General features: G+C 39.9%; 29 protein-coding genes. 5 read left to right on the top strand and 24 right to left on the bottom strand.

What is annotated here, in order from left to right; translation table 11 throughout:
• The first annotated feature begins 31 nt into the window (after positions 1-31).
• Together ACHCNF_RS12885 and ACHCNF_RS12880 are read left to right on the top strand one after the other, a co-directional pair.
• On the top strand, positions 32-1,624 hold the full coding sequence (locus tag ACHCNF_RS12885) for a glycoside hydrolase family 9 protein (protein ID WP_408070183.1): 1,593 nt from the start codon (positions 32-34) through the stop codon (positions 1,622-1,624).
• 99 nt (positions 1,625-1,723) lie between these two features.
• Positions 1,724-1,945, top strand: a complete 222-nt coding sequence (locus tag ACHCNF_RS12880) for a hypothetical protein (protein ID WP_408070182.1) — start codon at positions 1,724-1,726, stop codon at positions 1,943-1,945.
• Between the two features lie 63 nt (positions 1,946-2,008).
• Here ACHCNF_RS12880 and ACHCNF_RS12875 read toward each other — a convergent pair whose 3' ends face one another.
• Positions 2,009-2,608, bottom strand: coding sequence for a 5' nucleotidase, NT5C type (locus ACHCNF_RS12875; protein ID WP_408070181.1), 600 nt, complete (start codon positions 2,606-2,608; stop codon positions 2,009-2,011).
• A 196-nt stretch (positions 2,609-2,804) separates the two neighbouring features.
• Here ACHCNF_RS12875 and ACHCNF_RS12870 point away from each other — a divergent pair, with 196 nt between their 5' ends.
• The gene (locus ACHCNF_RS12870) at positions 2,805-2,969 is read left to right on the top strand and encodes a hypothetical protein (RefSeq protein WP_408070180.1); all 165 of its coding nucleotides are present in this window, start codon (positions 2,805-2,807) and stop codon (positions 2,967-2,969) included.
• 32 nt (positions 2,970-3,001) lie between these two features.
• On the opposite strand, the gene ACHCNF_RS12865 is transcribed toward ACHCNF_RS12870, so the two are convergent.
• The 4 genes from ACHCNF_RS12865 to ACHCNF_RS12850 all read right to left on the bottom strand — a co-directional run bounded on the left by ACHCNF_RS12865 (position 3,002) and on the right by ACHCNF_RS12850 (position 5,223).
• Entirely contained in the window at positions 3,002-3,322 is a 321-nt protein-coding gene (locus ACHCNF_RS12865; RefSeq protein ID WP_408070179.1) for an antibiotic biosynthesis monooxygenase family protein, read from the bottom strand.
• A gap of 162 nt (positions 3,323-3,484) precedes the next feature.
• A complete protein-coding gene (locus tag ACHCNF_RS12860) occupies positions 3,485-3,874 on the bottom strand; it encodes a DUF4342 domain-containing protein (RefSeq protein WP_408070178.1) in 390 nt (129 codons plus the stop codon).
• 151 nt (positions 3,875-4,025) lie between these two features.
• Entirely contained in the window at positions 4,026-4,670 is a 645-nt protein-coding gene (locus tag ACHCNF_RS12855) for an MBL fold metallo-hydrolase (RefSeq protein WP_408070177.1), read from the bottom strand.
• Positions 4,671-4,833: 163 nt separating this feature from the next.
• On the bottom strand, positions 4,834-5,223 hold the full coding sequence (locus tag ACHCNF_RS12850) for a response regulator (RefSeq protein WP_408070176.1): 390 nt from the start codon (positions 5,221-5,223) through the stop codon (positions 4,834-4,836).
• Between the two features lie 259 nt (positions 5,224-5,482).
• Here ACHCNF_RS12850 and ACHCNF_RS12845 point away from each other — a divergent pair, with 259 nt between their 5' ends.
• Positions 5,483-5,671, top strand: coding sequence for a hypothetical protein (locus tag ACHCNF_RS12845; RefSeq protein WP_408070175.1), 189 nt, complete (start codon positions 5,483-5,485; stop codon positions 5,669-5,671).
• A gap of 47 nt (positions 5,672-5,718) precedes the next feature.
• Here ACHCNF_RS12845 and ACHCNF_RS12840 read toward each other — a convergent pair whose 3' ends face one another.
• The 17 genes from ACHCNF_RS12840 to ACHCNF_RS12760 all read right to left on the bottom strand — a co-directional run bounded on the left by ACHCNF_RS12840 (position 5,719) and on the right by ACHCNF_RS12760 (position 18,586).
• Positions 5,719-5,889, bottom strand: a complete 171-nt coding sequence (locus ACHCNF_RS12840; protein ID WP_408070174.1) for a chorismate--pyruvate lyase — start codon at positions 5,887-5,889, stop codon at positions 5,719-5,721.
• A 59-nt stretch (positions 5,890-5,948) separates the two neighbouring features.
• Entirely contained in the window at positions 5,949-8,270 is a 2,322-nt protein-coding gene (locus ACHCNF_RS12835; RefSeq protein WP_408070173.1) for an ABC transporter permease, read from the bottom strand.
• 11 nt (positions 8,271-8,281) lie between these two features.
• The gene (locus ACHCNF_RS12830; RefSeq protein ID WP_408070172.1) at positions 8,282-8,980 is read right to left on the bottom strand and encodes an ABC transporter ATP-binding protein; all 699 of its coding nucleotides are present in this window, start codon (positions 8,978-8,980) and stop codon (positions 8,282-8,284) included.
• A 169-nt stretch (positions 8,981-9,149) separates the two neighbouring features.
• Positions 9,150-9,398 carry a helix-turn-helix transcriptional regulator gene (locus tag ACHCNF_RS12825; protein WP_408070171.1) on the bottom strand — a complete coding sequence of 83 codons (249 nt, stop codon included), beginning with the start codon at positions 9,396-9,398 and terminating at the stop codon, positions 9,150-9,152.
• Positions 9,395-9,868: a hypothetical protein gene (locus tag ACHCNF_RS12820; RefSeq protein ID WP_408070170.1), complete on the bottom strand. Its 474-nt coding sequence runs from the start codon at positions 9,866-9,868 to the stop codon at positions 9,395-9,397. The genes ACHCNF_RS12825 and ACHCNF_RS12820 overlap by 4 nt, the downstream gene beginning before the upstream one ends.
• A 123-nt stretch (positions 9,869-9,991) precedes the next feature.
• Positions 9,992-11,332, bottom strand: coding sequence for a hypothetical protein (locus tag ACHCNF_RS12815; protein ID WP_408070169.1), 1,341 nt, complete (start codon positions 11,330-11,332; stop codon positions 9,992-9,994).
• A 109-nt stretch (positions 11,333-11,441) separates the two neighbouring features.
• Positions 11,442-11,708, bottom strand: a complete 267-nt coding sequence (locus tag ACHCNF_RS12810) for a hypothetical protein (RefSeq protein WP_408070168.1) — start codon at positions 11,706-11,708, stop codon at positions 11,442-11,444.
• A gap of 46 nt (positions 11,709-11,754) precedes the next feature.
• Positions 11,755-12,123, bottom strand: coding sequence for a hypothetical protein (locus tag ACHCNF_RS12805; RefSeq protein WP_408070167.1), 369 nt, complete (start codon positions 12,121-12,123; stop codon positions 11,755-11,757).
• Positions 12,124-12,201: 78 nt separating this feature from the next.
• On the bottom strand, positions 12,202-12,828 hold the full coding sequence (locus ACHCNF_RS12800) for a flavodoxin family protein (RefSeq protein WP_408070166.1): 627 nt from the start codon (positions 12,826-12,828) through the stop codon (positions 12,202-12,204).
• 88 nt (positions 12,829-12,916) lie between these two features.
• A complete protein-coding gene (locus ACHCNF_RS12795) occupies positions 12,917-13,888 on the bottom strand; it encodes a CobW family GTP-binding protein (protein ID WP_408070165.1) in 972 nt (323 codons plus the stop codon).
• Between the two features lie 72 nt (positions 13,889-13,960).
• Positions 13,961-15,028, bottom strand: a complete 1,068-nt coding sequence (locus ACHCNF_RS12790; protein WP_408070164.1) for an NAD(P)-dependent alcohol dehydrogenase — start codon at positions 15,026-15,028, stop codon at positions 13,961-13,963.
• 257 nt (positions 15,029-15,285) lie between these two features.
• Positions 15,286-15,870 (bottom strand): SOS response-associated peptidase, encoded by a 585-nt coding sequence (locus ACHCNF_RS12785; protein WP_408070163.1) that lies wholly within the window; start codon positions 15,868-15,870, stop codon positions 15,286-15,288.
• Between the two features lie 86 nt (positions 15,871-15,956).
• Entirely contained in the window at positions 15,957-16,283 is a 327-nt protein-coding gene (locus tag ACHCNF_RS12780; RefSeq protein WP_408070162.1) for a PspC domain-containing protein, read from the bottom strand.
• 159 nt (positions 16,284-16,442) lie between these two features.
• A complete protein-coding gene (locus tag ACHCNF_RS12775; RefSeq protein ID WP_408070161.1) occupies positions 16,443-16,745 on the bottom strand; it encodes a hypothetical protein in 303 nt (100 codons plus the stop codon).
• 17 nt (positions 16,746-16,762) lie between these two features.
• Positions 16,763-17,503: a hypothetical protein gene (locus ACHCNF_RS12770; RefSeq protein ID WP_408070160.1), complete on the bottom strand. Its 741-nt coding sequence runs from the start codon at positions 17,501-17,503 to the stop codon at positions 16,763-16,765.
• 32 nt (positions 17,504-17,535) lie between these two features.
• Positions 17,536-17,715 carry a helix-turn-helix domain-containing protein gene (locus ACHCNF_RS12765; protein ID WP_044916930.1) on the bottom strand — a complete coding sequence of 60 codons (180 nt, stop codon included), beginning with the start codon at positions 17,713-17,715 and terminating at the stop codon, positions 17,536-17,538.
• Positions 17,705-18,586, bottom strand: a complete 882-nt coding sequence (locus ACHCNF_RS12760; RefSeq protein ID WP_408070159.1) for a KilA-N domain-containing protein — start codon at positions 18,584-18,586, stop codon at positions 17,705-17,707. Before ACHCNF_RS12760 ends, ACHCNF_RS12765 begins: the two co-directional genes overlap by 11 nt.
• Positions 18,587-18,792: 206 nt before the next feature.
• Between ACHCNF_RS12760 and ACHCNF_RS12755 the strand changes: the two genes are divergently transcribed.
• A complete protein-coding gene (locus ACHCNF_RS12755; RefSeq protein ID WP_408070158.1) occupies positions 18,793-19,464 on the top strand; it encodes a hypothetical protein in 672 nt (223 codons plus the stop codon).
• 12 nt (positions 19,465-19,476) lie between these two features.
• Here the strand turns inward: ACHCNF_RS12755 and ACHCNF_RS12750 are convergent, their stop codons facing one another.
• Together ACHCNF_RS12750 and ACHCNF_RS12745 are read right to left on the bottom strand one after the other, a co-directional pair.
• On the bottom strand, positions 19,477-20,037 hold the full coding sequence (locus ACHCNF_RS12750) for a chromate transporter (protein ID WP_408070157.1): 561 nt from the start codon (positions 20,035-20,037) through the stop codon (positions 19,477-19,479).
• Positions 20,034-20,609 (bottom strand): chromate transporter, encoded by a 576-nt coding sequence (locus ACHCNF_RS12745; protein ID WP_408070156.1) that lies wholly within the window; start codon positions 20,607-20,609, stop codon positions 20,034-20,036. The genes ACHCNF_RS12750 and ACHCNF_RS12745 overlap by 4 nt, the downstream gene beginning before the upstream one ends.
• Positions 20,610-20,691 lie beyond the last annotated feature (82 nt).

The raw sequence follows: 20,691 nt of genomic DNA, 5'->3' as shown, positions 1-20,691 counted from the left end.
AATAAAGCTCTTTCAATAAAGAGGAGGTTGTATGATATATCTGAATCAGGCAGGTTATGCCCCAAATTCCACAAAACGTGCGACTATTACCGGGAATAACCACTATAATCTTTTTTCAGCAGATGGAAAAAAAATCTTAAGCGGAGAGTGCACACTTGAATTTGATGAAAACAGCGGAGAAAATGCTGCTGTCATCGACTTTTCAGAAGTTACGGAGGAAGGACGCTATTTCTTTGCTGACGAGGATAATTTTCGCAGTCCTGAATTTGTTATAAGTAAAAATCATTATGATCAGGCATTAAGGGATTCAATGAAAATGTTTTACTTCCAGCGCTGCGGCATGGAGCTTGAAGAAAAGTACGCCGGAGTTTACAAAAGGAAGGCTTGCCACTGCGGCGGCGGTTACATTCTCGGCGACAGATTCCAAAGGCGCAAGATGCTTGGAGGCTGGCACGACGCCGGTGACTACGGACGATATGTTACGGCAGGAGCAGTCGCTCTCGCTCATCTATTATATGGTTATGAGATGTTCCCCGGTGCACTTACCCTGAATCTCAATATCCCTGAGAGTGGAGGTTCCCTTCCTGATATACTTGCAGAATGCAAATATGAATTAGACTGGATTCTGGATATGCAGGATGAGGACGGTGGTGTACATCATAAATGTACGTCCGCATCTTTTTGCGGATTTATCATGCCGGATGAGGACGACCTTGATATGGTCATCACTCCTGTTTCAAGCCTTGCAACAGCTGATTTTGTCGCTATCATGGCTCTTGCAAGCCGCATATACCACAAATTTGATGAACCCTACTCCAATACTCTGGCGGCTGCTGCCAGAAAATCATGGACCTGGCTCATCAAGAATCCTTCCTTTATTTTTGAGAATCCAAAGGAAGTTACTACCGGAACCTATGAGGATCTGTGCGACGCCGATGAGAGATTCTGGGCTGCAGCAGAGATGTACAGACTTGACAAAAATGAAGATGCCATGAAGGTGATCCTTGGTACCATGGAGCTTCACCTCAGCATGCACTGCCTCGGATGGGCAGACGTAGCCGGTCTTGGAACCTTGTCTATAATCAACAGCGGCACAGACTTCTTTGGAAAAGATCTATATAACAGACTCGTCATGAAGTGGCTGGACGAAGCTGACAGACTAAAGCTTATCTCTCAAAGCAACGCATTTGGAATAACCCTTAGACCTATAGAGTTTACCTGGGGCAGCAATATGGTAATACTTATGAATGCCATGATCCTTTGTGTAGCTCATAAACTAACCGGAGATGATTCCTATCTTAAGTCTGCCCAGTATCAGCTTGACTATATATTTGGCAGAAATGCTATGGATCTAAGCTATGTAACCGGCATTGGCGAAAGGGCATTTAAGCACCCGCACCTTCGCCCCACAGCAGCTGATAATATCGATGCCCCCATACCCGGATTCGTATCCGGCGGTCCTAATTTCAGGCCCTGTGATGAAGCAGCCAATCCTGATAACATGTCAGATGTGCCTGCTATGAAAAGATATGCAGACGACGTTCGTTCCTACTCCACCAATGAGATAACCATTTACTGGAATTCACCGCTGGTGTTCGTTTTGGGATATATGAATAGTCTGTAATACCATATGATTAATTTTAATCAATTACATTTGCACTTCTTAGTGCTACAATATGCTCTAGAGATGCGATAACCCTTCCACAAGTAAAGGAGTTTTAACATGCCAGATTTAGCTACTTTTCCTTCAAGGATAACTATTGACGGTTTCATTTACGACAAGCAGGGGTACAATGATATAGGCGGTGTTTTCTATAATTCCAAGGATAATCCGTCTGATATCACCAGCAAATTCATCAGTCTTTACCCTGATGGCAGATTGACTTATTTATTCGACGGACTTGAACTTATCTGGAACAAGGATTACCAGGTAATATCATATTAAAAAAGATCAATATTAAAACCGGTCACGCCTAAGGTGGCCGGTTTTTTATGCTTATCTTCTATTTCATATTTCTATCTGTTTTCTTATATAATCCCAGTCCGGGCATCTGCGATAGTTGTCTCCCGTCAACTCGCAATCATGATTCCATGGTCTGTCATATACCATGACTTTCAAATCCGGCATATGATCAAAGAACTTAAACGCCAGAGGAGAATCCTCTATTGCATAATCGAATGTCATCTTGTAATAATCTTCCAGCTCCAAATTGAATTCACTGTTTTTAATAAAGGAATCTCTTCCGTATTTATTCAGACAGTATAGCTTTGCACGGTTAAGACCGTGCGCATCAAGCCACTCCCTTGATGCCTCATAGGCACTGGACGGGCGTCCTGTTATAACACAGACCTCCGCACCCTTGTCCATACATTCATTCAGGACCTCAGAGGCACCGGGTGTCTCTTTGATAGCAAGCAGCGCTTTCGGAAGATGCCCCTCTATCATCATTTTCTCATATTCATCGTCTGTCAGTCTGAATGAAGCCTGCAGATTAAAGGAATGCATATCCTCGTATCTGACTCTCTTTCCATAAAGTTCCTCCACCAGTTCAGTGAAAGCTCTCGCTGTTTCACACAGACAGTCATCAAAATCCACGTAAATTTTCATAGTACTCCTTAAGTCTCATTTTCTGATTTTTTGTAATTAATTTTCATCATTCCCCTTGAAAAAAGAAATAAATAAACATTTAAATTTGCCCTAAAGTTATTCGCACCACCCAACGATATAATTCCTGTAAACGACAAAGACATTCCAATGGCCAAAGTGAATGAGTAATAAAAATGATTTTTTGGAGGTTTCTCTTATGTACACTTATGAATTATTTCTCTCAAACAATATCGATGGCAAGAAAGTTCACTTTGTTCAGACAGATCACAAGGTAGACAGACTTGATAAATGGCTCAGAAAGCTTGTAAAGGACAACACAATTACAGAAGATATAGCTAACGCTGTTACCTGCGTCTGGTAAGACAGAAGCAGGCGGCAGTAAACAATATCAGATCACTTCCTGATAAATTTGCTGTCCGCCTCATATTCATCACTTATAAATCTCTCTACTGTCATATGAAGATCATACTTCTCACGAAGTTTTGCCAGCTGTTCCATCATAGGTGACGCATGATGAGCATCAATTGCACTTTGATCCTCCCAGGAATCGATGAGCAGCACTGTTTCGGAATCTCCTATTGGTTGAAAATACTGATAGCGAAGGTTCCCTTTTTCATTTCTGATAGCCTCAGCAATACCTGAAGTTTCCATCTCATCAGCAAAAGCTCTTGCACTTCCATTTTCACCCTTATAATACAGATTAACAGTAATCACTTTGACTCTCCTTTGCTTCATGGGTAGATTAATTTAACAATTACATATATTGAATGATTTTCAATCTCAATATAACACAGAAAGCCAGAGTCTTCTATGTTGACAATTCTAGAAGATCCTGGCATTCGTTTTCTAAACTATTTCAATTTCCTGATTTTTCAATCATTTAACTTCGTCTGTTGTTCCGTCCTTTTTTACAACTATCAGTTTGCAGCCAAGTCCAAATGCTGCAACTGAGCCTGCAATAAGAGCCCAGGGTGCTGCAGCCAGTCCGAGGATACCACCTATGATTCCAACATTTACAGGAACGCTCAGTACTATCTCATCGTCTTTTTTGATCTGAATCCTGTCTACATTACCTTCCTCAACAGTCTTCTTAAGCTTGTCCATAAGCTTCTTGATGTCGTCCCCGATATCTGTGGTCTGAGGCTGGATCAGCTTTATCGCCTCATCAACATTTCCTTCTGTCTTCTCAAGAGCCTCCTTAGCTGTCTTATACTCAACCCCTGTAAGTTCCATTACCTTTTCAATTGCTTCAAGTGTTATATTCATTCTGACTCCTTTCTGAGATTATAAATCTCTGTGGCTTTTATTCTATATAACGAATATAATCCGAAAATACCTTCAAATACACCATAATAGTCGCAAAATTCAAAGGGTTATTTTTCTTATTTGGCTACTAATACATCATCAGAAAACTTTTTTACTCAAAATATTGCATCTTCTCAACTACCTTAACCGGAGATTTGACCAAAGCTGCAAATGTCTGACCGTCCGTCTTTTTACCGACCACACTGCCATAGTGTGTGGGTATAGCATACTCCGGTCTGATAATATTTATAAGCTCCGCTGCTCTCTTGGTATCCATGGTATATGTTCCACCAACAGGTACCATTGCTATGTCGCATTTTACCTTCTTGGCTTCCCTGGTGGCTCCAGTGTCACCGGCGATGTATATGCGCTTCCCCTCAAGTCTTAAGATATATCCCACCCACTCTGCTCTTTTCGGGTGAAATGGCTTTATTGTGTTATATGCAGGAATTGTCTCAAGCTCAAGCCCGTCTATTTCGCGGTAAACGCCGGGTTTAACTCCAACAACTGCCTTTACTTCACGTTGAAGCTCCATGGCATCATCGATCATACTCTCGGGAGCAACAACAATTGTTGTATTCTTAATCACCTTGCGAATGTCTTCAGGAGAAAAATGATCATAGTGCTGGTGCGTTATAAGCACATAGTCAGCATCATGCGTCTCCTCCTTTATCCGAAACGGATCAACATATATAGTCGATGAATCGCCATTGATTCTTATGCTGTTTTGTGTAAATAATTCTATCTTGTCTATCATGTCTGCCTCCAACCAAGAATCTTCTGTAATTTTTAGTATACCCCTTTATTACTCTCATTTGAAGATTGTTGTTTTAAGCACATTAAAAAAATATTTTCATTAAAATAAGGTGGAACCTCTATCAATCAAAGATTCCACCTTGTCATTACTATGTTGTCAGCCTTTATTGAAAAGTCTTAAACGAATTAACCCTCTCTATCGCAGAGGCAATATACTTTTGAAGTTCTGCAGCCTTTATGGGCTTTCTGATAAACTCAAGTGCACCATGCTTGTACACCTCAAGTTCTGTCTCATCCTGCTCATTACCGGTCATGAAAATAACAAAAATATTTCTGCCATACCGCTCATGCAGAATATCCATCATTTGGAAGCCTGTCATTTCAGGCATGAGATAATCGCATAATATTATGTCCGGACGATGCTCCTCATATAAATCTATTGCCTGCTGACCGGATGATGCACATATAACCGTGTACTGATCTGATAAAATCCTTTCAATGGTCATGAGAATTATTTCATCGTCATCGACAACTAAAATTTGTTTATTGGGCATAATTACCTCCCTGATAATATTCTTATGGGCAAACGATAATTCATACCATTATTATAGATGCATCAAAATATTGTATTCAATATGAAATGTTTTTTTTTACGCTTTTTTAATATATTATCAATCTTTTCTTCCAAATTTTTTTAATAATATTTTTTTACTGAGTTTATATTTATTTTATATATTGTAGTTATAATCTTCTAAAACCACTAAATGTTGTAATTTTGATTACCATTTATCGTTTTTATGGGAGGGAGAGACTATGCGTAATGATTGTTCTGCAAAAAAAGTTTTCATTGGGAAATCTTCACCAAAAGTAATAGACACTGTTCGTTTTAATAACCGCTACATAGATGTGGTAACCATCAAAGAAAAAGCCACCGGTATAATATCCGCTCTGATTTTTACAGGCTTAGCAGCCTTCACATTTGTCTATCTCCTCTTTTTTTAAAATATAGATGAAGAATTCAGTTTTTCCAGGTCCTTACAATGCTATCATCATATAATTGAGTACTGCATAAGTTCATATTTAAGCTTCGTTCCTTCAGCTATTCCTTCAGGTAAAAGTGCTCTGGCAACGAGCTTTAGATCCTCAGATTCTATATCTGTTCTTTTTAAATTGGCGTAGTCGCCGTCAATACTTACAACAACATAAAACCATGTTTCCATTTTTATCACCTTCCACTTCGGATATTTTTATAGCAATATCATAATACCACAATATCTGTTTATTCCACATTCTTAAGTGCTTCACTCATAGGTATGCGGCCAATCCTTATGTATTCAATTACCGCAACCACAGCATATGTCACTACTCCCAGCAGGAACATCTTAACGTAGGCTTTAGGATCGAGCCAGATTACCATCCAGCCACTCATCATCTGCTTTAACATCACCCTGAATATCAGCACCATCACATGAGCCAGTATTGGGTATGATATAAGCAGAGAAGCCACAACTACTAAAGCAGTGGGAATAATGTAAAGCTTAGCTATCTCTCTTTTGGAATAGCCCAGAATCTTTGCCATGGAGATGGACTGGACATTTCTTTCAATTATGAGTTTAGACAAAAGATACATCAGAACAATGAACATGATCACAGAGAATCCATCCACCAGATACATAAGATTCCCCATAGATATCATGAGCTGCCTTGACACCCTTGTAAGTGATTCCTCATCCACCACTGTCCCTATATATTTGCTGTCAATGTCCGTAATTTCAGTATCCGAAAAGAACCCCGAAAAACTGTCTTCATCAAATCCCATTACTTCATTAAGGTGCTTTTTACTCATAAACACCGCAATTCCACCATCATAGTCATAGGTTCCCGTGACTTTAAATCCGTAATATTTTTCCTCGTAGGGCTCCTTTAATGTTATGACCGTATCCTTTCCATAACCATACTTATCCGCATATGCCGAGGATATAAGTACAGTTTTATCATCAAAATCAGCCGCTATATATCTGCTGTTATCCTGTATTCCATAGAGTGTCACATCCTCAACTCTTGCTCCGTCTTCGCCAATTGTCTTAAGACTGCAGGCCGAAAACTTCTCGGCTCCCGGATTATTGGTGTTTATTTTTCCTAACAAAAAGATATAAGAAAATGTAGCTGACAGCTCATCGTCATCATCTGCTGCCGCTGCCGGTATCTGCAGAAGATATGTGTGCTTAGCAAGCATCGTATCAGTAACAATTCCCTGATAATGCACCAAAAGTGGCGGCAGCATCATCCCAAAGAAAAGAAGGACATTGGCAAAAAGAAGACCCATAAACAAAATTATGTAACTGCTTTTGTTCTGAATCAGTATACGAATCCTGAATCTATTAAAAAATTTAATGGTATTGCTTAGCTTTACAGCAGGCTTCTGCCTTTCTCCGGAGAGATTGCGTCTTATAAGGAAAAGCGGTTTAAGTGACAGCTTCCTCCTAAGGATAAAATAGGTCACAACCAGCATGATAATAAACGGAACAATGGTTGTCTTTAAGAATGCATCTGCGCTCCACACAGTCACATAGGTTGGAAGAGAATAGCTTCCGTAGTACATATCTACACACATATTTTTGAAAAATGTATATCCAAGTATATTTCCAATGATTGCTGATATTATCGTAACAATAAGCGGCATTGCCATATAGTGCCTTATCAGCTCATTTATGGTATAACCTGAAGCCCTGAGGGTTCCAATAACACAGGATTCCCTGTGGATCGTATTGTTTATGGTTATTCCAAATACAAAGGCCACGATAATGATTATAATGCACAGAAGTACTTCCATCATTGCCTTGTCACTTCCAATATCATCACCTGTAAATTTAATAGCCTGGTTTAAATATCTTGGAATGAAGTTCTCCAGAGTGGCATTTTTGATTATGGATTCCATCAACTCATCCGAAACCTCTTTTTCCTCGATGTCATCTACCGGCTCTTTGTCATATAAAAATGAATAGTTGTATTTAAGCCCTTCACTTCCATATTCTTCAAACTGCTCTTTTGTTACAACCGCAACTCCGAAGGCAGATGCGTCAAACATCATATCGTTATTACTATAAAAGAGCGCACTATAGTCGGATAATGCCACAAGTCCAACGACGGAATATGACCTGCCTTCAGATGTCAGAACATCCCCAGTCGCCAGGTTGTTGTTGTCAGCGTACATCCTGTCTATAGCTATTTCATTTTTCTTTTCAGGAAAGCGTCCCTCCATGAGGCAGACCTTGTCTATCTCCTCACGATTCGCATATATCCTTATTTTAGTGTTGTTATTAAACTCCTTCTCCACGTAGAAATTCTCATATATGGAGACACCTTTTTCTTCTATCTTTTCCTTTTTCCTGTCTGTAAGTTTTTCCTCTGTCCTGAAATTACCATTCTCTATATTGTACTTTTCAAAGCTGTCATTATACGCCTTGATCATGCTCTCACCCGCAACCAGAAAACCTGACACAAAGCCAATTGATAGCACAAGCAGAATAAAAATTACAAGATACTTTCCAAAGTCTCCCCTGAGTTCGCGAAGGAGCCTTTTCTTAAGTGGATTTTTCATAATAAGCCCCTTTACCAATCCAGCTCTTTAGCTGTCATCTTTGTCTCATTTTTGTAGCTCTTTCTGATCACACCATCTCTTAGCTTCACCACAAAATCTGCCATATTTTTTATAGCGTCATTGTGAGTAACCATGATGACAGTATTTCCATACTTTCTGTTTACCTCTTCTATAAGCGCCAGAATTTCTTTAGATGTATTGTAGTCAAGCGCTCCCGTAGGCTCGTCACACAATAGTATGTCCGGATTCTTAACTATGGCTCTTCCTATAGCACAGCGCTGCTGCTGACCTCCCGACAGCTGACTTGGAACCTTATGTTGATGCTTTGTCAGTCCCAGGGTTTCAATTATCTCATCGATATCAAGTGGAGTTTTAGAAAGATACGCACCTACCTCAATGTTTTCTCTGACTGTAAGGTTGGGTATCAGATTATACATCTGAAAGATGTAGCCAAGATGATTTCTTCTGTAAAATGTAAGAGCCTTCTCGTCCATGTCAGACATGCTCTTTCCTCTTATTATGATCTTGCCGGAATCGGCATTATCAATTCCCCCTATTATGTTTAGGAGTGTAGATTTTCCCGAGCCTGAAGGCCCAAGCAATACAACAAACTCTCCTTGCTCTATGCCAAGGCTGATGTCCTTTAAAACCTCTATCCGGCTATCGCCTTCACCAAAAGACTTCTTAATATTCTGAAGTTCGAGTTGCATTTTTTCCTCCTCATTCATGATTTATAAGCAGATCTCGTGTTAGCAAGCGCTAACCTCAATTGATTAGTATATCACTAATTCCACCTCAAAACACCAAGTCGCCATGAACCTGAGAATTTTTATCATTAAAAAAAGGATGAATAGCTTGATACTGCTATTCATCCTAAAATTATTGCTGAGAATTGTCATCCTGCAAAAATAGTTCGCGGAATTCTTTTCTTCCCGGAACCCATGCCTTCTCATAAATATGAGTGAAATGATTTTTAACGGTCTGTTCAGAAATACCAAATATATAAGCTATTCTTCTGTTTGAAAAACCGGACACCTTTAAAAAACCCAGTTCCAGCTCACGTCTCGTAAAGCCAAATTTCCGAGCTGTCTTGAGATATTGTTCTTTTGTAATCTCTGCTTTATTCATTCACCTATGTCCATTTCTTCATTCATCTTACGCTCTGCATTAAGCTTAAGCGGCAAAAGCAAAAACTCAATAATAACTGCGTAGAATCCTGAAAGAAGGCAAACAGCAATGTTTGGTCCCAATGTGGAAAAATCATCCAATCTTCCAAGCATAAGAACCGTAGATATAACAATTGCAAAAAGTGCACCAAATATGGTAAGTTTCTGTGCTGCCCCAACAGCTTCGATTATGTTTTTTAGCTGAAGCAGACTAAATGGCTTAATTCCGACTGAAAATGCTTTTATGAAATCATTCCATGCCCCCATGATGATCAGACCCGGAATTAAAACAATTGAAATAAGCAAAAATGAAGGCAGATCCAAAAACCACAAAATAGCAGATAGTCCCCAGCCTCCAAATAAGATATTAAATAAAAAAAGTCCTATAAACAGCAAAAGCTCACCGAGCAAAACCAACCTGATATTTTTCATGGCATTCTCCTTTCTACTGCCGTTGAATTAGTTCTACCCTGACTTTACCACACACTCGTAGTAGTTTATATAGTACCTTTTTTATATGACTTCTTGTGGGCCTTATGTTTTCTCACGTCAACTTTAGTTTTTGCTACCCGGATTAAAAATATCATAACCGTCTTCATACAGTATTTTCTGCTGCCAGTATATAAATGCATCTGTGTTGTAGCTTATGTCCTTCAGGTAGCCCATGCCTTTTTTGCCATGGGATTTATAAACCTTATAGGCTGCTTTTTTGCAGATAGCTGCTTCAGGCCAATCAGTTGTCTGCTTATAATTTGTGGTTGCTGAAAAGAAGACAAGACCAATAAGTGCCACAGCAAGGGACGTGGCCGGAATCATTTTCTGTAAAGTGCCTTCATTTAATAGGGACAATCCGTTTCTCAAAAGCTCGTCAAGGGCAAGGACACAGAGCGGATACACTAATATCAGAACTCGTCCTGTGGGGTAACCGGACTGGTCGGAAAAATGCTTTAAACTCTCCACCATTGAGAAACATATGAAAACGTATGAAAAGATCATCATCGAGAAGGGATAATCGTTTATCACCTTTCTCTTCCTGATCAGCACATATACATTTAATATTACAAGGCAAGCCAAAAACAACTGAAGCGGCTTTGGAACCATTCTCTGTGTGAGAGGAATTGAAATAAGATTTACTATAAGCGTCTTTAAGCCGCCTTCTCTGTCATTTGCTATTGATAGATCATACTTTGTTACAAGGAAATGATACTTTACAACTGCAAGCTGGATCAGAATCCAAACCGATGCAGGAAACCAGAGCTTTTTCCAATAGTAGAGGAACTTTTTCCCTGATACTATTTTTATAAGGAAAACCATTGCAACAGCTGCTGTAATAAGAAGCGCTGCTGTGTTTGCAAGCTCCGCAATAAGAAGCCCATAAAAGGCCCAGATGATATGCCTGTTCTTCCCATCTTCCAGCCATTCCTTATAGGCAAAAAGTGATATCCCAATCATTGCCACAGCGTAGCCATAGCCTCTTGCCAGAGCAAAAAATTCGTTAATATAAGAACAGCATATAAGCATTACAAACGCAACATAGGAAATATTTTTCTTCATGAACTGCCTGGAGCATGAATAGATATAAAAGATATAGAAAATGAAAATAGGAAATCTGATAACGACACTATTGTATCTGGTATGAGTTATCAGCTCAGCGATACCAATAAGAAAAGTATTTTGCAAGTGATTATTTGCAGCGCAATATATCTCGCCATTAAGACAGGCTCTGATTCCTCCCAGAAAATCTCCACTGTGGAAAAACCTGTTTACATAGAAGACATATGTAATGCCTTCATCCCATGTAATAGGAATATTCAAAATACGATAAATCTGCTCGTATGTGATGGTAGCAAGAATAATCAGACAAAAACTCAGTCTGAACCAAAAAGCTTTTTTCATTTTTCCCCCTCATAAGAAAAACACTGTCTACCTTACTTCAAAGCTTCTTTCGTCCTCAACCAAAGGCATTGAAGTCTTATCGACATAAGAAATATCTTACCAATTTCTTTTACCCAAAAAACTTTATCGCATAGCTAATAATAACTCCTGCTGAACCGCATGCTATAAGAAAAAGGATCACACCAATGCCAATACATATGCGGCTTTCAACCTTTTTCCCGGTATTTTTCGAAAAATGTTTACCGGTTGCCCAAAAGATCGCACCTCCTGCGAGCCCCGTAAAGCACACTCCCAAAAGAATCGCTGCTATTACAAGCACAGCCAGTAAAATCAGCATCATTCCTATCATTATTACAAGTATACCTAATCCACCCATTATAGTTCTCCTCCAAATATCAGGCAAAACACTTATTGTTTTTATATTAATACTCGTACTTGTTTGCCTTCTTATTATGCTTTTCGAAAGCACTTTTTATAATAAGGCCTGCTCCTATAACTACCGGAACAAACACCAGCAGAATATCAGTAAGTGTTGAGTAAGCAAAATAGAGATCTGTGCCAAGCACAAGTGCAACTACCAGCAGGCACAATGATATTACAAGACATCCCCATGTAAATTTGTTTTTATTTACAACTACCGAAATTGCTGAAATTATAAGAAGAACCAGAACGATAGCAGAAGTGCTTATCCTTCCAATCCTGTAAAATCCAAATGATGAAACGCGTACCATCTTGAAAAGCATGAACAGCCCGATGATAACCAAAATCCACCCAATGTTTCTTTTTGTCATACTACAAAATCCTCCAACCGTTTAAAAATCCCCTCGAAATAACAGTATAATCTAAAACCTGAAATAATTGAAGTATAATTACTTCCCATCAGGAAAACTTGTAAATGAGCCTCTCTCTACCTCGGGAAGGCCATATTTTTCCTTTGCTTCAGCAAATGCTTTTATCATAAAAGACATATTCCTTGCAAGGTTTCTCATTGTCTGAAGCCCTTCAAGATCTTTCTTTACATCTTCAGCTGTAAATCCGTGAACCTGATTCCAATATGTACTTGAAGCCACCGGCATTCCGCTTATTGTAAAGTATTTGTTTAAAACATCAAAGGATGCTGTATTGCCACCCCTTCTGCAACTTACAACAGCAGCTCCAACCTTCATATGCTTGGAAAATGATGTGCTGTAAAACAATCTGTCCATAAAGGAAAGAATCGTGCCGTTTGGAGAACCGTAGTAAACAGGGCTTCCAACAACAAGTCCGTCTGCCTCTTCAAATTTTCCTGCAACTTCATTTACAAGATCATTTACAACGCACTTACCATTTTTCTCACAGTAACCGCAAGAGACACAGCCTCGTATGTCCTTATTTCCAACATGAATTACCTCTGTCTCTATGCCTTCCTCATTAAAGACAGCGACCATCTCATCAAGCGCTGTGGCTGTGCAGCCGCCTGCCTTAGGACTTCCATTAAGTAATAAAACCTTAGCCATTTGAAATCTCCCTTCTGACATCAGGCATGTCAAAGTTATCGCCGGTAAATGATATCTGCCATCCGACCAATCTAAATTATAACAAAAATCAGCCTTTTTTAGTATAAGAGTATTGCCTTCTTACATAGGCACGAGTCAGAGACAAGCTCTTTTTATTAAATAAAGCGCCAAGTCTCATGCATAGTTTTTCCTTATCAAGATTACGTCCGATAAATACACATTGATTTACATTTTCATTAGAACCGGTTATCGAATAGAGTCCGTCAGCCAGGTCAAACCGCAGCGTTTCATCGCCTACAGGAATAGTTCCCTTGGCCCTGACAACGCTACCAAGTTCTCCGTGAAGGCAGTCCTCCAAAAGGGCCATCAGCTGTCCCGGATTGTTAAGACGAGCGTTATTTAGAGTCAGCTGTGATAATTCCGGACTATCTTCCTTTGACCCCCTGGCCTCAATAGTTTGTGATGGCAATGACATACATGAACGCCACCATTCATCACTTTTCCTCGTGTAGTGTTCACTTATGATATCAGAAGCTGGATTGATCTGTCTTACAGCAGCTGCAGCTTCCTCAAGAATCTGTGGTGATTCATTTTCACACTTTGAAAAAACTATGGTTCCTGCATTTGCAATCTGATCTCTGTACAGTTCTCCCCATTCATGCATATTCCTGCCATAACTTCGGGGCGCAATGACAACGACAGGTTTTAGTAAAGACACATCTCCGTGAAGAATGGGCTGCAAATTACTTATAATGTTGCTAAGCTTACCCACGCCTGTCGGTTCTACAATCAGATATTCCGGTGACAGACCTGAATATATAGTGAGTACAGAATTTACAAAGCTGTCCTTCATGGTGCAACAAACGCAGCCTTCCATAAATTCCAGTACCTCCGGCTTTTTAGCAGTATCGCCGGTATTTCTAAGTTCCTGTGCATCTATATTGTCAGCGCCGTACTCATTCTCCAGAACTACCGGGCAGGTATCTGTACGGCGAATAAGTTCCTTAATAAAAGTGGTTTTGCCGGCACCAAGAAAGCCGGACACAATAAGTATATTCATAGTACCTCTGACTGAATAAGATATAAGGAGCGGCCAATACCTGACCGCTCCCAAGTGTATCGTTATTGATTATTACGGATTATTATCCAAAATAACAACTGGTTTAATAAGATCAGCAGGCTTATCCTTCATTAGCTGCAATGCCTCCGGAATATGCTCCCAGCCATGGAATACATGAGTAGCCAACGGAGATACATCCAGCTTACCTGATGATACAAGAGCCCCGAGTTTCTCCATACGGAGACGTCCACCCGGCATCAGACCACCGTTAATCTGCTTGTGTCCCATACCTACGCCCCATTCTACACGAGGAATAGTGATATAGTCGCCACTGCCAAGGTAGTTAACATTACCGATTTTTCCACCGGGCTTAAGGGACTTGATGGCAGACTCGAAGGTTTTTACTGTTCCACCTGCAATAACAACACGGTCAACGCCCTTACCATCCGTGAGTTCCAAAACCTGATCTTCGATAGTACCGTTCTTGTAGCTTATGAACTCGTCAGCACCATACTTTTTAGCCACCTCTACACAAGTGGGACGTGTACCTACAGCAAGAATGCGGGAAGCACCGCGCATGTGTGTTCCTGCAACAGACATAAGTCCTACAGGTCCTATGCCGATTACAAGTACTGTGTCTCCAAACTGAACATCAGCCAGTTCAACGCCATGAAAACCGGTTGGTACCATATCTGAAAGCATGCAAGCATCTTCAAGGCTCATTCCTTCAGGCATGTGTGCAAGGTTTCCATCAGCATCATTAACATGGAAAAATTCAGCATCAAGACCATCCTTGAAATTGGAGAATTTCCATCCTGCAAGCATTCCATTGGAGTGCATGGAATATCCATTCTGAGCTTCAAGAGAATTCCAGTCAGGAGTAATTGCAGGAACAAGGACCCTGTCACCGGGCTTGAAGTCCTTGACTTCTGATCCAACCTCTACGACTTCAGCGCAACCCTCATGTCCGAGAATCATGTTGTGACGATCACCTACAGCACCTTCCCATACAGTATGTACATCGGAGGTACAGATAGCAATAGCCAGCGGCTTACAGATAGCGTCATTAGGTCCACAGACCGGGCGATCTTTCTCAATCCAGCCGACTTCGCCGATTTTAAGCATTGCAAAACCTTTCATACTCTTCTTCTCCTTGGATGTATTATATTTACATACCCTTGACGGGTTTGTATTCGCCGTAAAGATTGTTAGTTATTTGTCAATCTATTTAAAATTATACAAATCCTCTAATAACCTGGTCAAGAAGAATAGCGCTTTTAGAACTTTTTCATCATTTTGCATAGATTTGCCATGCAGCAATTGTCAGCATTGACTGTAAAGCCAAGTCCGAATGCTGCAACAGAGCCTGCGATAAGTGCCCAGGGTGCTGCTGCAAGTCAAAACAGACTAAGCTGTTCGTAATCACTGTATCTATAAAGTTCCGGCATAGGCTCATTTATAATTTCCATAGCAGCTGATGAATCCTTCAGATAATCTCTTACCTTTTCCTTATCAACCATGACAGGCATTCTGTCATGAACAGGTTTCATTGACGCATTCGCCGCAGCTGTCAGTATGACGAAAGAATCCCTGTTTTCACTCCTGTCATATAAACCTGCAAGATATATGGTTCTCTTATCAGCTCTTGTGAATACGAACTTCGTCTTATCCGCATCCCATTCATAAAATCCCTCTGCAGGTAAAATACATCTTCTATTCCTGAAGCTTTCAGAAAACATCGGTTTTCCCGTTACGGTTTCAGTCCTGGCATTTATGATAAGCTTTTTATCTTTAGACGAAATCCCCCAGAATAAATCTGCAAATACAATATCTGCATCACTATTCTTTTTATGAATAATCCCGGGTGCTACCATACCCGGAGTGACATCCCCCGCACCGGAGATAAATGCTTCTCCTAAAATATGCAATTCATCCTCTACTTGATTTGCAATTTTGTCACTAAAATAATATCTGCAACACAAAGGTCACACCTCATAGAAACTTTTCTTCAAAATACAAAGCTGCCGGGAATATTACATCCTGGCAGCCAACTTAAAAACAGCTTATATTAATCTCCATTGATTTTAAATCCAACGGGTTCGTCTGTATCATACTGCTGTGTCTGCTGATAACCAACCGGCTCATCATTTACATATGTGGCAGTACCATCTACCACTCCATCTCCATTATGAGATTTGTCTTCGATATATCTTGGATCATCGTCCATAACAAGTGCAGCAATTATATATGCAGGTATGCCGATTCCTGTGAAAAATATCGCCAATCCAAAACCGATACGAACCAGAGTGGGGTCAACACCAAAATACTCAGCTATACCACCGCATACACCACACACCTTTTTATCATGACTCTTATAAAGTTTCTTTTCACTCATAATTTATACCCTCTTTCATCAAACAAATGCATTTAAGTTTCTTTATGATGCCATTCTACCGCGAAAAAGCCGGATAATATACCCCCTTTACAGTAAAATTGCATACCTTATTCTTCCGTTAATGCGATTTTGTATCCGGCATCTGCTATATCCCGATACTTAATCATCATCTGTGCCAAGTCCGTAGTACAACATTTCGTTGTACCTTGCGTTAGCTTCTTCTGCAGCCTTTTTACTATGCCATGCATCAATATCACTGCATATAGCAAGCATCTCATCAACAACAAGCTCCGCGGTTCTTGGTTTCACATTGATCAGATAAGCAAGCATCCTGTCCATTGCTTTCGGACTTCCAAGCTGTCTGGCGATCTGCTCACCAAGCTCCACAGGAAAACCCAATGCTTTTATCGCAGATACCAGTTCATCCCTTTTTTGTGACCATTCCAGCTGATTTAGCGTCATATCTCTTACCCTTCTCGTTATTCAGCATTGTCCTGCTGTTCATTCGCTTCCAGGGCTATCCATACAATTGAAGTGTTTTCTTTGGAATATTCATCTACGAGAGCATTGAAATCTTCCTCTGAGATAGAATCAAATTTATCTATATTTTCGAGATAATCCTGTGATGGATTCTCCATTTTATAAAACTCAGGTGAACCTGAAGCTGCCCATTCATCATAGTAGTTCACAAATGCCATAACAATCTTGCTATCACCTTGCTTATCAATTTCAGATACAGCATATATTTTTCGTCCTTCATGTCCTGTATCACCGCTGACAAACTGGTTCTTGTCATTTATAAATGTGACGCCTGAAGATCCAAGATTTTCCACATTTGCTGTCTGAATTTTATTATCCTTATACTCGATGATATCATATATCCAATAGCCAAAAGAGCGGACTAACAGCTCATTTACGCCATCGCCATTCATATCATAGAGAGCATACTCCATGTCAGGTTCTCCAACAGCCCAAAATGTCTCTCCATTTGCATCCTTTTCATTGCCCTTTAAATACTCCAGAAAATGTGAATCAGCGTCGCTCTCCTTAGCGTCAGTAGCTGGTTGTTCTGCAGCTGATTGTTCTACAGCCGGTTCTTCTACAATTGTCGACTTATCTTCACCACTTATTATTGTTGTTTCATCCACACTTTTGTTTCCACAAGCTGTCATTCCAATTGCAAACACCAATGACATTGCTATAAGTACTGTTTTTTTCATAAAACACCTGCCTTTTCTATTATTCATTCCTTCTATTTTTGATATTGCTCACGTTCCATATATATGATTCGTGAGAGCATGTATACAACATAATCAGGGGGAGTTCTTACCCCTTGCTCCCAGTGGGATAATGTTCCTACTGGGATGTGGAACTTTTTGGCGAATGCAGCCTGTGATAATCCTGTGATTTTTCTCAATTCTTTAATTAGCATCTTTGTCTCCGCCTTTCAAAAGTTTGGGATTTGTGGCACCCAGTTTTCTTTTTGCAGCATTATTTTTGAGAATTTCCGTCTGTTTATATGCCACAGAACGCAGTTTTTGTAAACGTTCCTGCTGCGATAATCCTTGTGAAATCCATTCTGCATTAAAGTTTTCAAGATTGATCAGAACTATGAGTTCTTCGGCAGACGCATAATCTCTTATATTCTCACCTCTTTTTGCTTCTTCAGGATGAGCTTTTCGCCAATCTCTTGCACGTTTTCCAAAGAGAGCAACATTCAAAAGATCAGCCTCATTTGCAAATTTGTATGTCTTTTCTTCATTTGTTAATTCATCAGTAATAAGGTATGTCTGAACAGCATCTGTGTGAATGTGATAATTCAGCTTTGAAAGAGCTCTTTTTTCATCCCATCCAATAGCTTTTCTCTCAGCCTCATCCTTTTTCAGTCGCTGGTAATCCTTGATTATATAAAGCTTAAACTCTGGAGAAATCCATGATGCAAACTCAAAAGCAATATCTGAGTGAGCATACGTTCCTCCATATTTGCCGGCTTTTGATATTATCCCCTTAGCCTGCATTCTTTCAATCCACTGCTTCGGAGTCATTATAAGTCTGCCGCGTTCATTTCTAACCGATTGGAATTCCAATCGGTTAAAATCATCCGAATTATGAATTTCTTCCCAGACTGCAAGAAAATCGATTGTTGAATACGAGCTCATCCAGTTAGTAATAACCATCCTGGGATCTTCGGAATTCTTGTATTTTGCTATATCTGTAAGGCTTATGTAGCTATTATCAGGCTCAGTACCTCCAATAACCCCTATTTCTATTCCGTTAGCGTTAATTTTTGACGTTTGTACCATTAGTTTCTCTCCCAAATGTATCAATGATATATAATTATATACCAATGATATACTGATAACAAGTATTACGATTACACTTCTAAAAAACATTAAGCGATTACCCTACACGCTTGTCAAATTGACACCGTTATTTTGTCAGTGCTATCCTATTTTGCAGTGAAGCTATGGTATTCGCTATAGAATTTATTGACACAGAGGTGAAAAACATGACAGCAAAAAAAAGCATAAGTATGTCTTACAAAAAGGAATTTAAAAGAGGCAATAAAAATACATCTGGTAATAACGGACTGATTCAAAATCGTAGTCAGGCAGAGGCAACCTGCAGTTTTTGCGGAGCCCCTGTAAGAACTGAAATTTGCCCTTACTGTGGAAAGCCCACCGGATTGAACACAGCATCAGCTCCTATGGAATATCCGGAACTTAACTGCAAAGAGGCTCAACCGGATTTTTGGGGTATTGTGTTTCCCATGATTTTTGCAGTAGCTTTTGGATTTTTTGGTTTCCTTTTTCCTATAGTGTTCTCAACAATTGATGGCGTGGGATTCATGGTGAAGATAATTTGTATCCCGTTTGCCATCATCGGAGTTGTATCATTATTGATTGTTTTAAGGAATATCCTGATGTATTTAAGCGTAGTCCTGTTTGGAAAAGAAATTGAAGGAAGAGTGTATGGTTATGCTGACGATACTGTTCTATATAATGATATTCCCGGACAGGTATGCAAACTTTTAGTCACCACAAGTCAGGGCAAGCGTTTTATAATGTATCAGCTTAAGGGCGTAAAAAAGCCTTATCCCATCAACACTGTAGTACCGCTTAAAGTATATAAAGACAGATTCCTGGTACTTGATAAGCACAAATATGCAGCCTGGGAATGACACATTTCTTACTCATATTCCATGTATTGCCACTCCGACTACAGCAGCTATACATATAAGCCCAATGGGTGAGATTCCGTTTTTTCTCACTCTTCTCATACCAAAGTAAAAAGCTGCAAGGACACAGTTTACGATAATAGCAATAATATCAATACGGCTTTCATTTTTCATAGCGCAGTTGCCAAGAATCATATACACTCCGGTTGCCAAAATGACACCAATAACGCATGACTTAAGACCTTGTAATGTTGCCTGAAACCATGGATTCTTCAGAAGATTCTTCGCAATCACCATTATGGTCAGTATGATAAAAAAAGCCGGAAGCACAACAGCTGTCGTTGCAATAACAGCCCCGAGGAATCCACCTTTACTACTTCCTATGTATGTGGCAAGGTTCACCATTATCGGACCTGGCGTGCTCTCGCTGACAGCTATCATATAAGAAAGCATCTCATCATCCATCCAGCCACGTGCTATCACAACATCTCTGATAAGAGGAATCGCTGCATACGCGCCTCCAAATGAGAACAGTCCGACTTCCAAAAATCCTATAAGTAAATCAAGGTAGATCATCCCTGCTCCTCCTCGTTTTTCCTGAATTTTTCAATAGAAAAGAAGGCAAGGCTAATAAGTGCCGCAACCAGCATAACCACTATTGATGACAGATGAAGCTTTAAAACATTAACAAGCATTATAACAACAAAAGTGGCAATGAGAATCCCAACCTGTAAAGGCTTTTTGGGCATCTTCTTAATCATCTTAAGCGCCGCATCAAGTATCAGTATTCCTACCGCCATCTTGATACCCCAAAATGCGTGGGCAATCCAGGCAATTTCCAAAAAGCTCTCAAGAAATGATGATATTGCAAATATTATAATAAAGGAAGGCAACACTACTCCAAACGTCGCCAGCATGGCTCCGGGCATCCTGCCCTTTTTGTAACCGACAAATGTAGCGAGATTGATCGCTATCGGTCCCGGTGTTGACTCAGCGATGACTGTAATATTCATCATTTCATCATGGGTAATCCAGTTTTTCTTCTCAACACAGATACTCTCAACAATTGAGAGCATTGCATAACCCCCTCCGAACGTAAACAATCCAATCTTTACGAAGGTCAAAAACAATTCAACAAGTATAGACATATTAGCTACCTTTCTCCATCAGAACAGATAAACATACTCTACTATAGTACAAGATGGCAACAAAAAAGACCACTGATCAAAG

It is taken from the genome of Butyrivibrio sp. NATIVEDY162, assembly GCF_045999815.1.
In the GTDB taxonomy this organism is placed as follows: domain Bacteria; phylum Bacillota; class Clostridia; order Lachnospirales; family Lachnospiraceae; genus Butyrivibrio.
The sequence above is the reverse complement of the archived record's forward strand: the minus strand, read 5'-3'. Positions and strand labels throughout refer to the sequence as shown.

Excerpts from the sequence above, each read along its gene's own strand:
- ACHCNF_RS12885 (WP_408070183.1), top strand. The coding sequence starts at position 32 with ATGATATATCTGAATCAGGCAGGTTATGCCCCAAATTCCACAAAACGT.
- ACHCNF_RS12880 (WP_408070182.1), top strand. The coding sequence starts at position 1,724 with ATGCCAGATTTAGCTACTTTTCCTTCAAGGATAACTATTGACGGTTTC.
- ACHCNF_RS12875 (WP_408070181.1), bottom strand. The coding sequence starts at position 2,608 with ATGAAAATTTACGTGGATTTTGATGACTGTCTGTGTGAAACAGCGAGA.
- ACHCNF_RS12870 (WP_408070180.1), top strand. The coding sequence starts at position 2,805 with ATGTACACTTATGAATTATTTCTCTCAAACAATATCGATGGCAAGAAA.
- ACHCNF_RS12860 (WP_408070178.1), bottom strand. The coding sequence starts at position 3,874 with ATGAATATAACACTTGAAGCAATTGAAAAGGTAATGGAACTTACAGGG.
- ACHCNF_RS12855 (WP_408070177.1), bottom strand. The coding sequence starts at position 4,670 with ATGATAGACAAGATAGAATTATTTACACAAAACAGCATAAGAATCAAT.
- ACHCNF_RS12850 (WP_408070176.1), bottom strand. The coding sequence starts at position 5,223 with ATGCCCAATAAACAAATTTTAGTTGTCGATGACGATGAAATAATTCTC.
- ACHCNF_RS12845 (WP_408070175.1), top strand. The coding sequence starts at position 5,483 with ATGCGTAATGATTGTTCTGCAAAAAAAGTTTTCATTGGGAAATCTTCA.
- ACHCNF_RS12840 (WP_408070174.1), bottom strand. The coding sequence starts at position 5,889 with ATGGAAACATGGTTTTATGTTGTTGTAAGTATTGACGGCGACTACGCC.
- ACHCNF_RS12835 (WP_408070173.1), bottom strand. The coding sequence starts at position 8,270 with ATGAAAAATCCACTTAAGAAAAGGCTCCTTCGCGAACTCAGGGGAGAC.
- ACHCNF_RS12830 (WP_408070172.1), bottom strand. The coding sequence starts at position 8,980 with ATGCAACTCGAACTTCAGAATATTAAGAAGTCTTTTGGTGAAGGCGAT.
- ACHCNF_RS12825 (WP_408070171.1), bottom strand. The coding sequence starts at position 9,398 with ATGAATAAAGCAGAGATTACAAAAGAACAATATCTCAAGACAGCTCGG.
- ACHCNF_RS12820 (WP_408070170.1), bottom strand. The coding sequence starts at position 9,868 with ATGAAAAATATCAGGTTGGTTTTGCTCGGTGAGCTTTTGCTGTTTATA.
- ACHCNF_RS12815 (WP_408070169.1), bottom strand. The coding sequence starts at position 11,332 with ATGAAAAAAGCTTTTTGGTTCAGACTGAGTTTTTGTCTGATTATTCTT.
- ACHCNF_RS12810 (WP_408070168.1), bottom strand. The coding sequence starts at position 11,708 with ATGGGTGGATTAGGTATACTTGTAATAATGATAGGAATGATGCTGATT.
- ACHCNF_RS12805 (WP_408070167.1), bottom strand. The coding sequence starts at position 12,123 with ATGACAAAAAGAAACATTGGGTGGATTTTGGTTATCATCGGGCTGTTC.
- ACHCNF_RS12800 (WP_408070166.1), bottom strand. The coding sequence starts at position 12,828 with ATGGCTAAGGTTTTATTACTTAATGGAAGTCCTAAGGCAGGCGGCTGC.
- ACHCNF_RS12795 (WP_408070165.1), bottom strand. The coding sequence starts at position 13,888 with ATGAATATACTTATTGTGTCCGGCTTTCTTGGTGCCGGCAAAACCACT.
- ACHCNF_RS12790 (WP_408070164.1), bottom strand. The coding sequence starts at position 15,028 with ATGAAAGGTTTTGCAATGCTTAAAATCGGCGAAGTCGGCTGGATTGAG.
- ACHCNF_RS12780 (WP_408070162.1), bottom strand. The coding sequence starts at position 16,283 with ATGAGTGAAAAGAAACTTTATAAGAGTCATGATAAAAAGGTGTGTGGT.
- ACHCNF_RS12775 (WP_408070161.1), bottom strand. The coding sequence starts at position 16,745 with ATGACGCTAAATCAGCTGGAATGGTCACAAAAAAGGGATGAACTGGTA.
- ACHCNF_RS12770 (WP_408070160.1), bottom strand. The coding sequence starts at position 17,503 with ATGAAAAAAACAGTACTTATAGCAATGTCATTGGTGTTTGCAATTGGA.
- ACHCNF_RS12765 (WP_044916930.1), bottom strand. The coding sequence starts at position 17,715 with ATGCTAATTAAAGAATTGAGAAAAATCACAGGATTATCACAGGCTGCA.
- ACHCNF_RS12760 (WP_408070159.1), bottom strand. The coding sequence starts at position 18,586 with ATGGTACAAACGTCAAAAATTAACGCTAACGGAATAGAAATAGGGGTT.
- ACHCNF_RS12755 (WP_408070158.1), top strand. The coding sequence starts at position 18,793 with ATGACAGCAAAAAAAAGCATAAGTATGTCTTACAAAAAGGAATTTAAA.
- ACHCNF_RS12750 (WP_408070157.1), bottom strand. The coding sequence starts at position 20,037 with ATGATCTACCTTGATTTACTTATAGGATTTTTGGAAGTCGGACTGTTC.
- ACHCNF_RS12745 (WP_408070156.1), bottom strand. The coding sequence starts at position 20,609 with ATGTCTATACTTGTTGAATTGTTTTTGACCTTCGTAAAGATTGGATTG.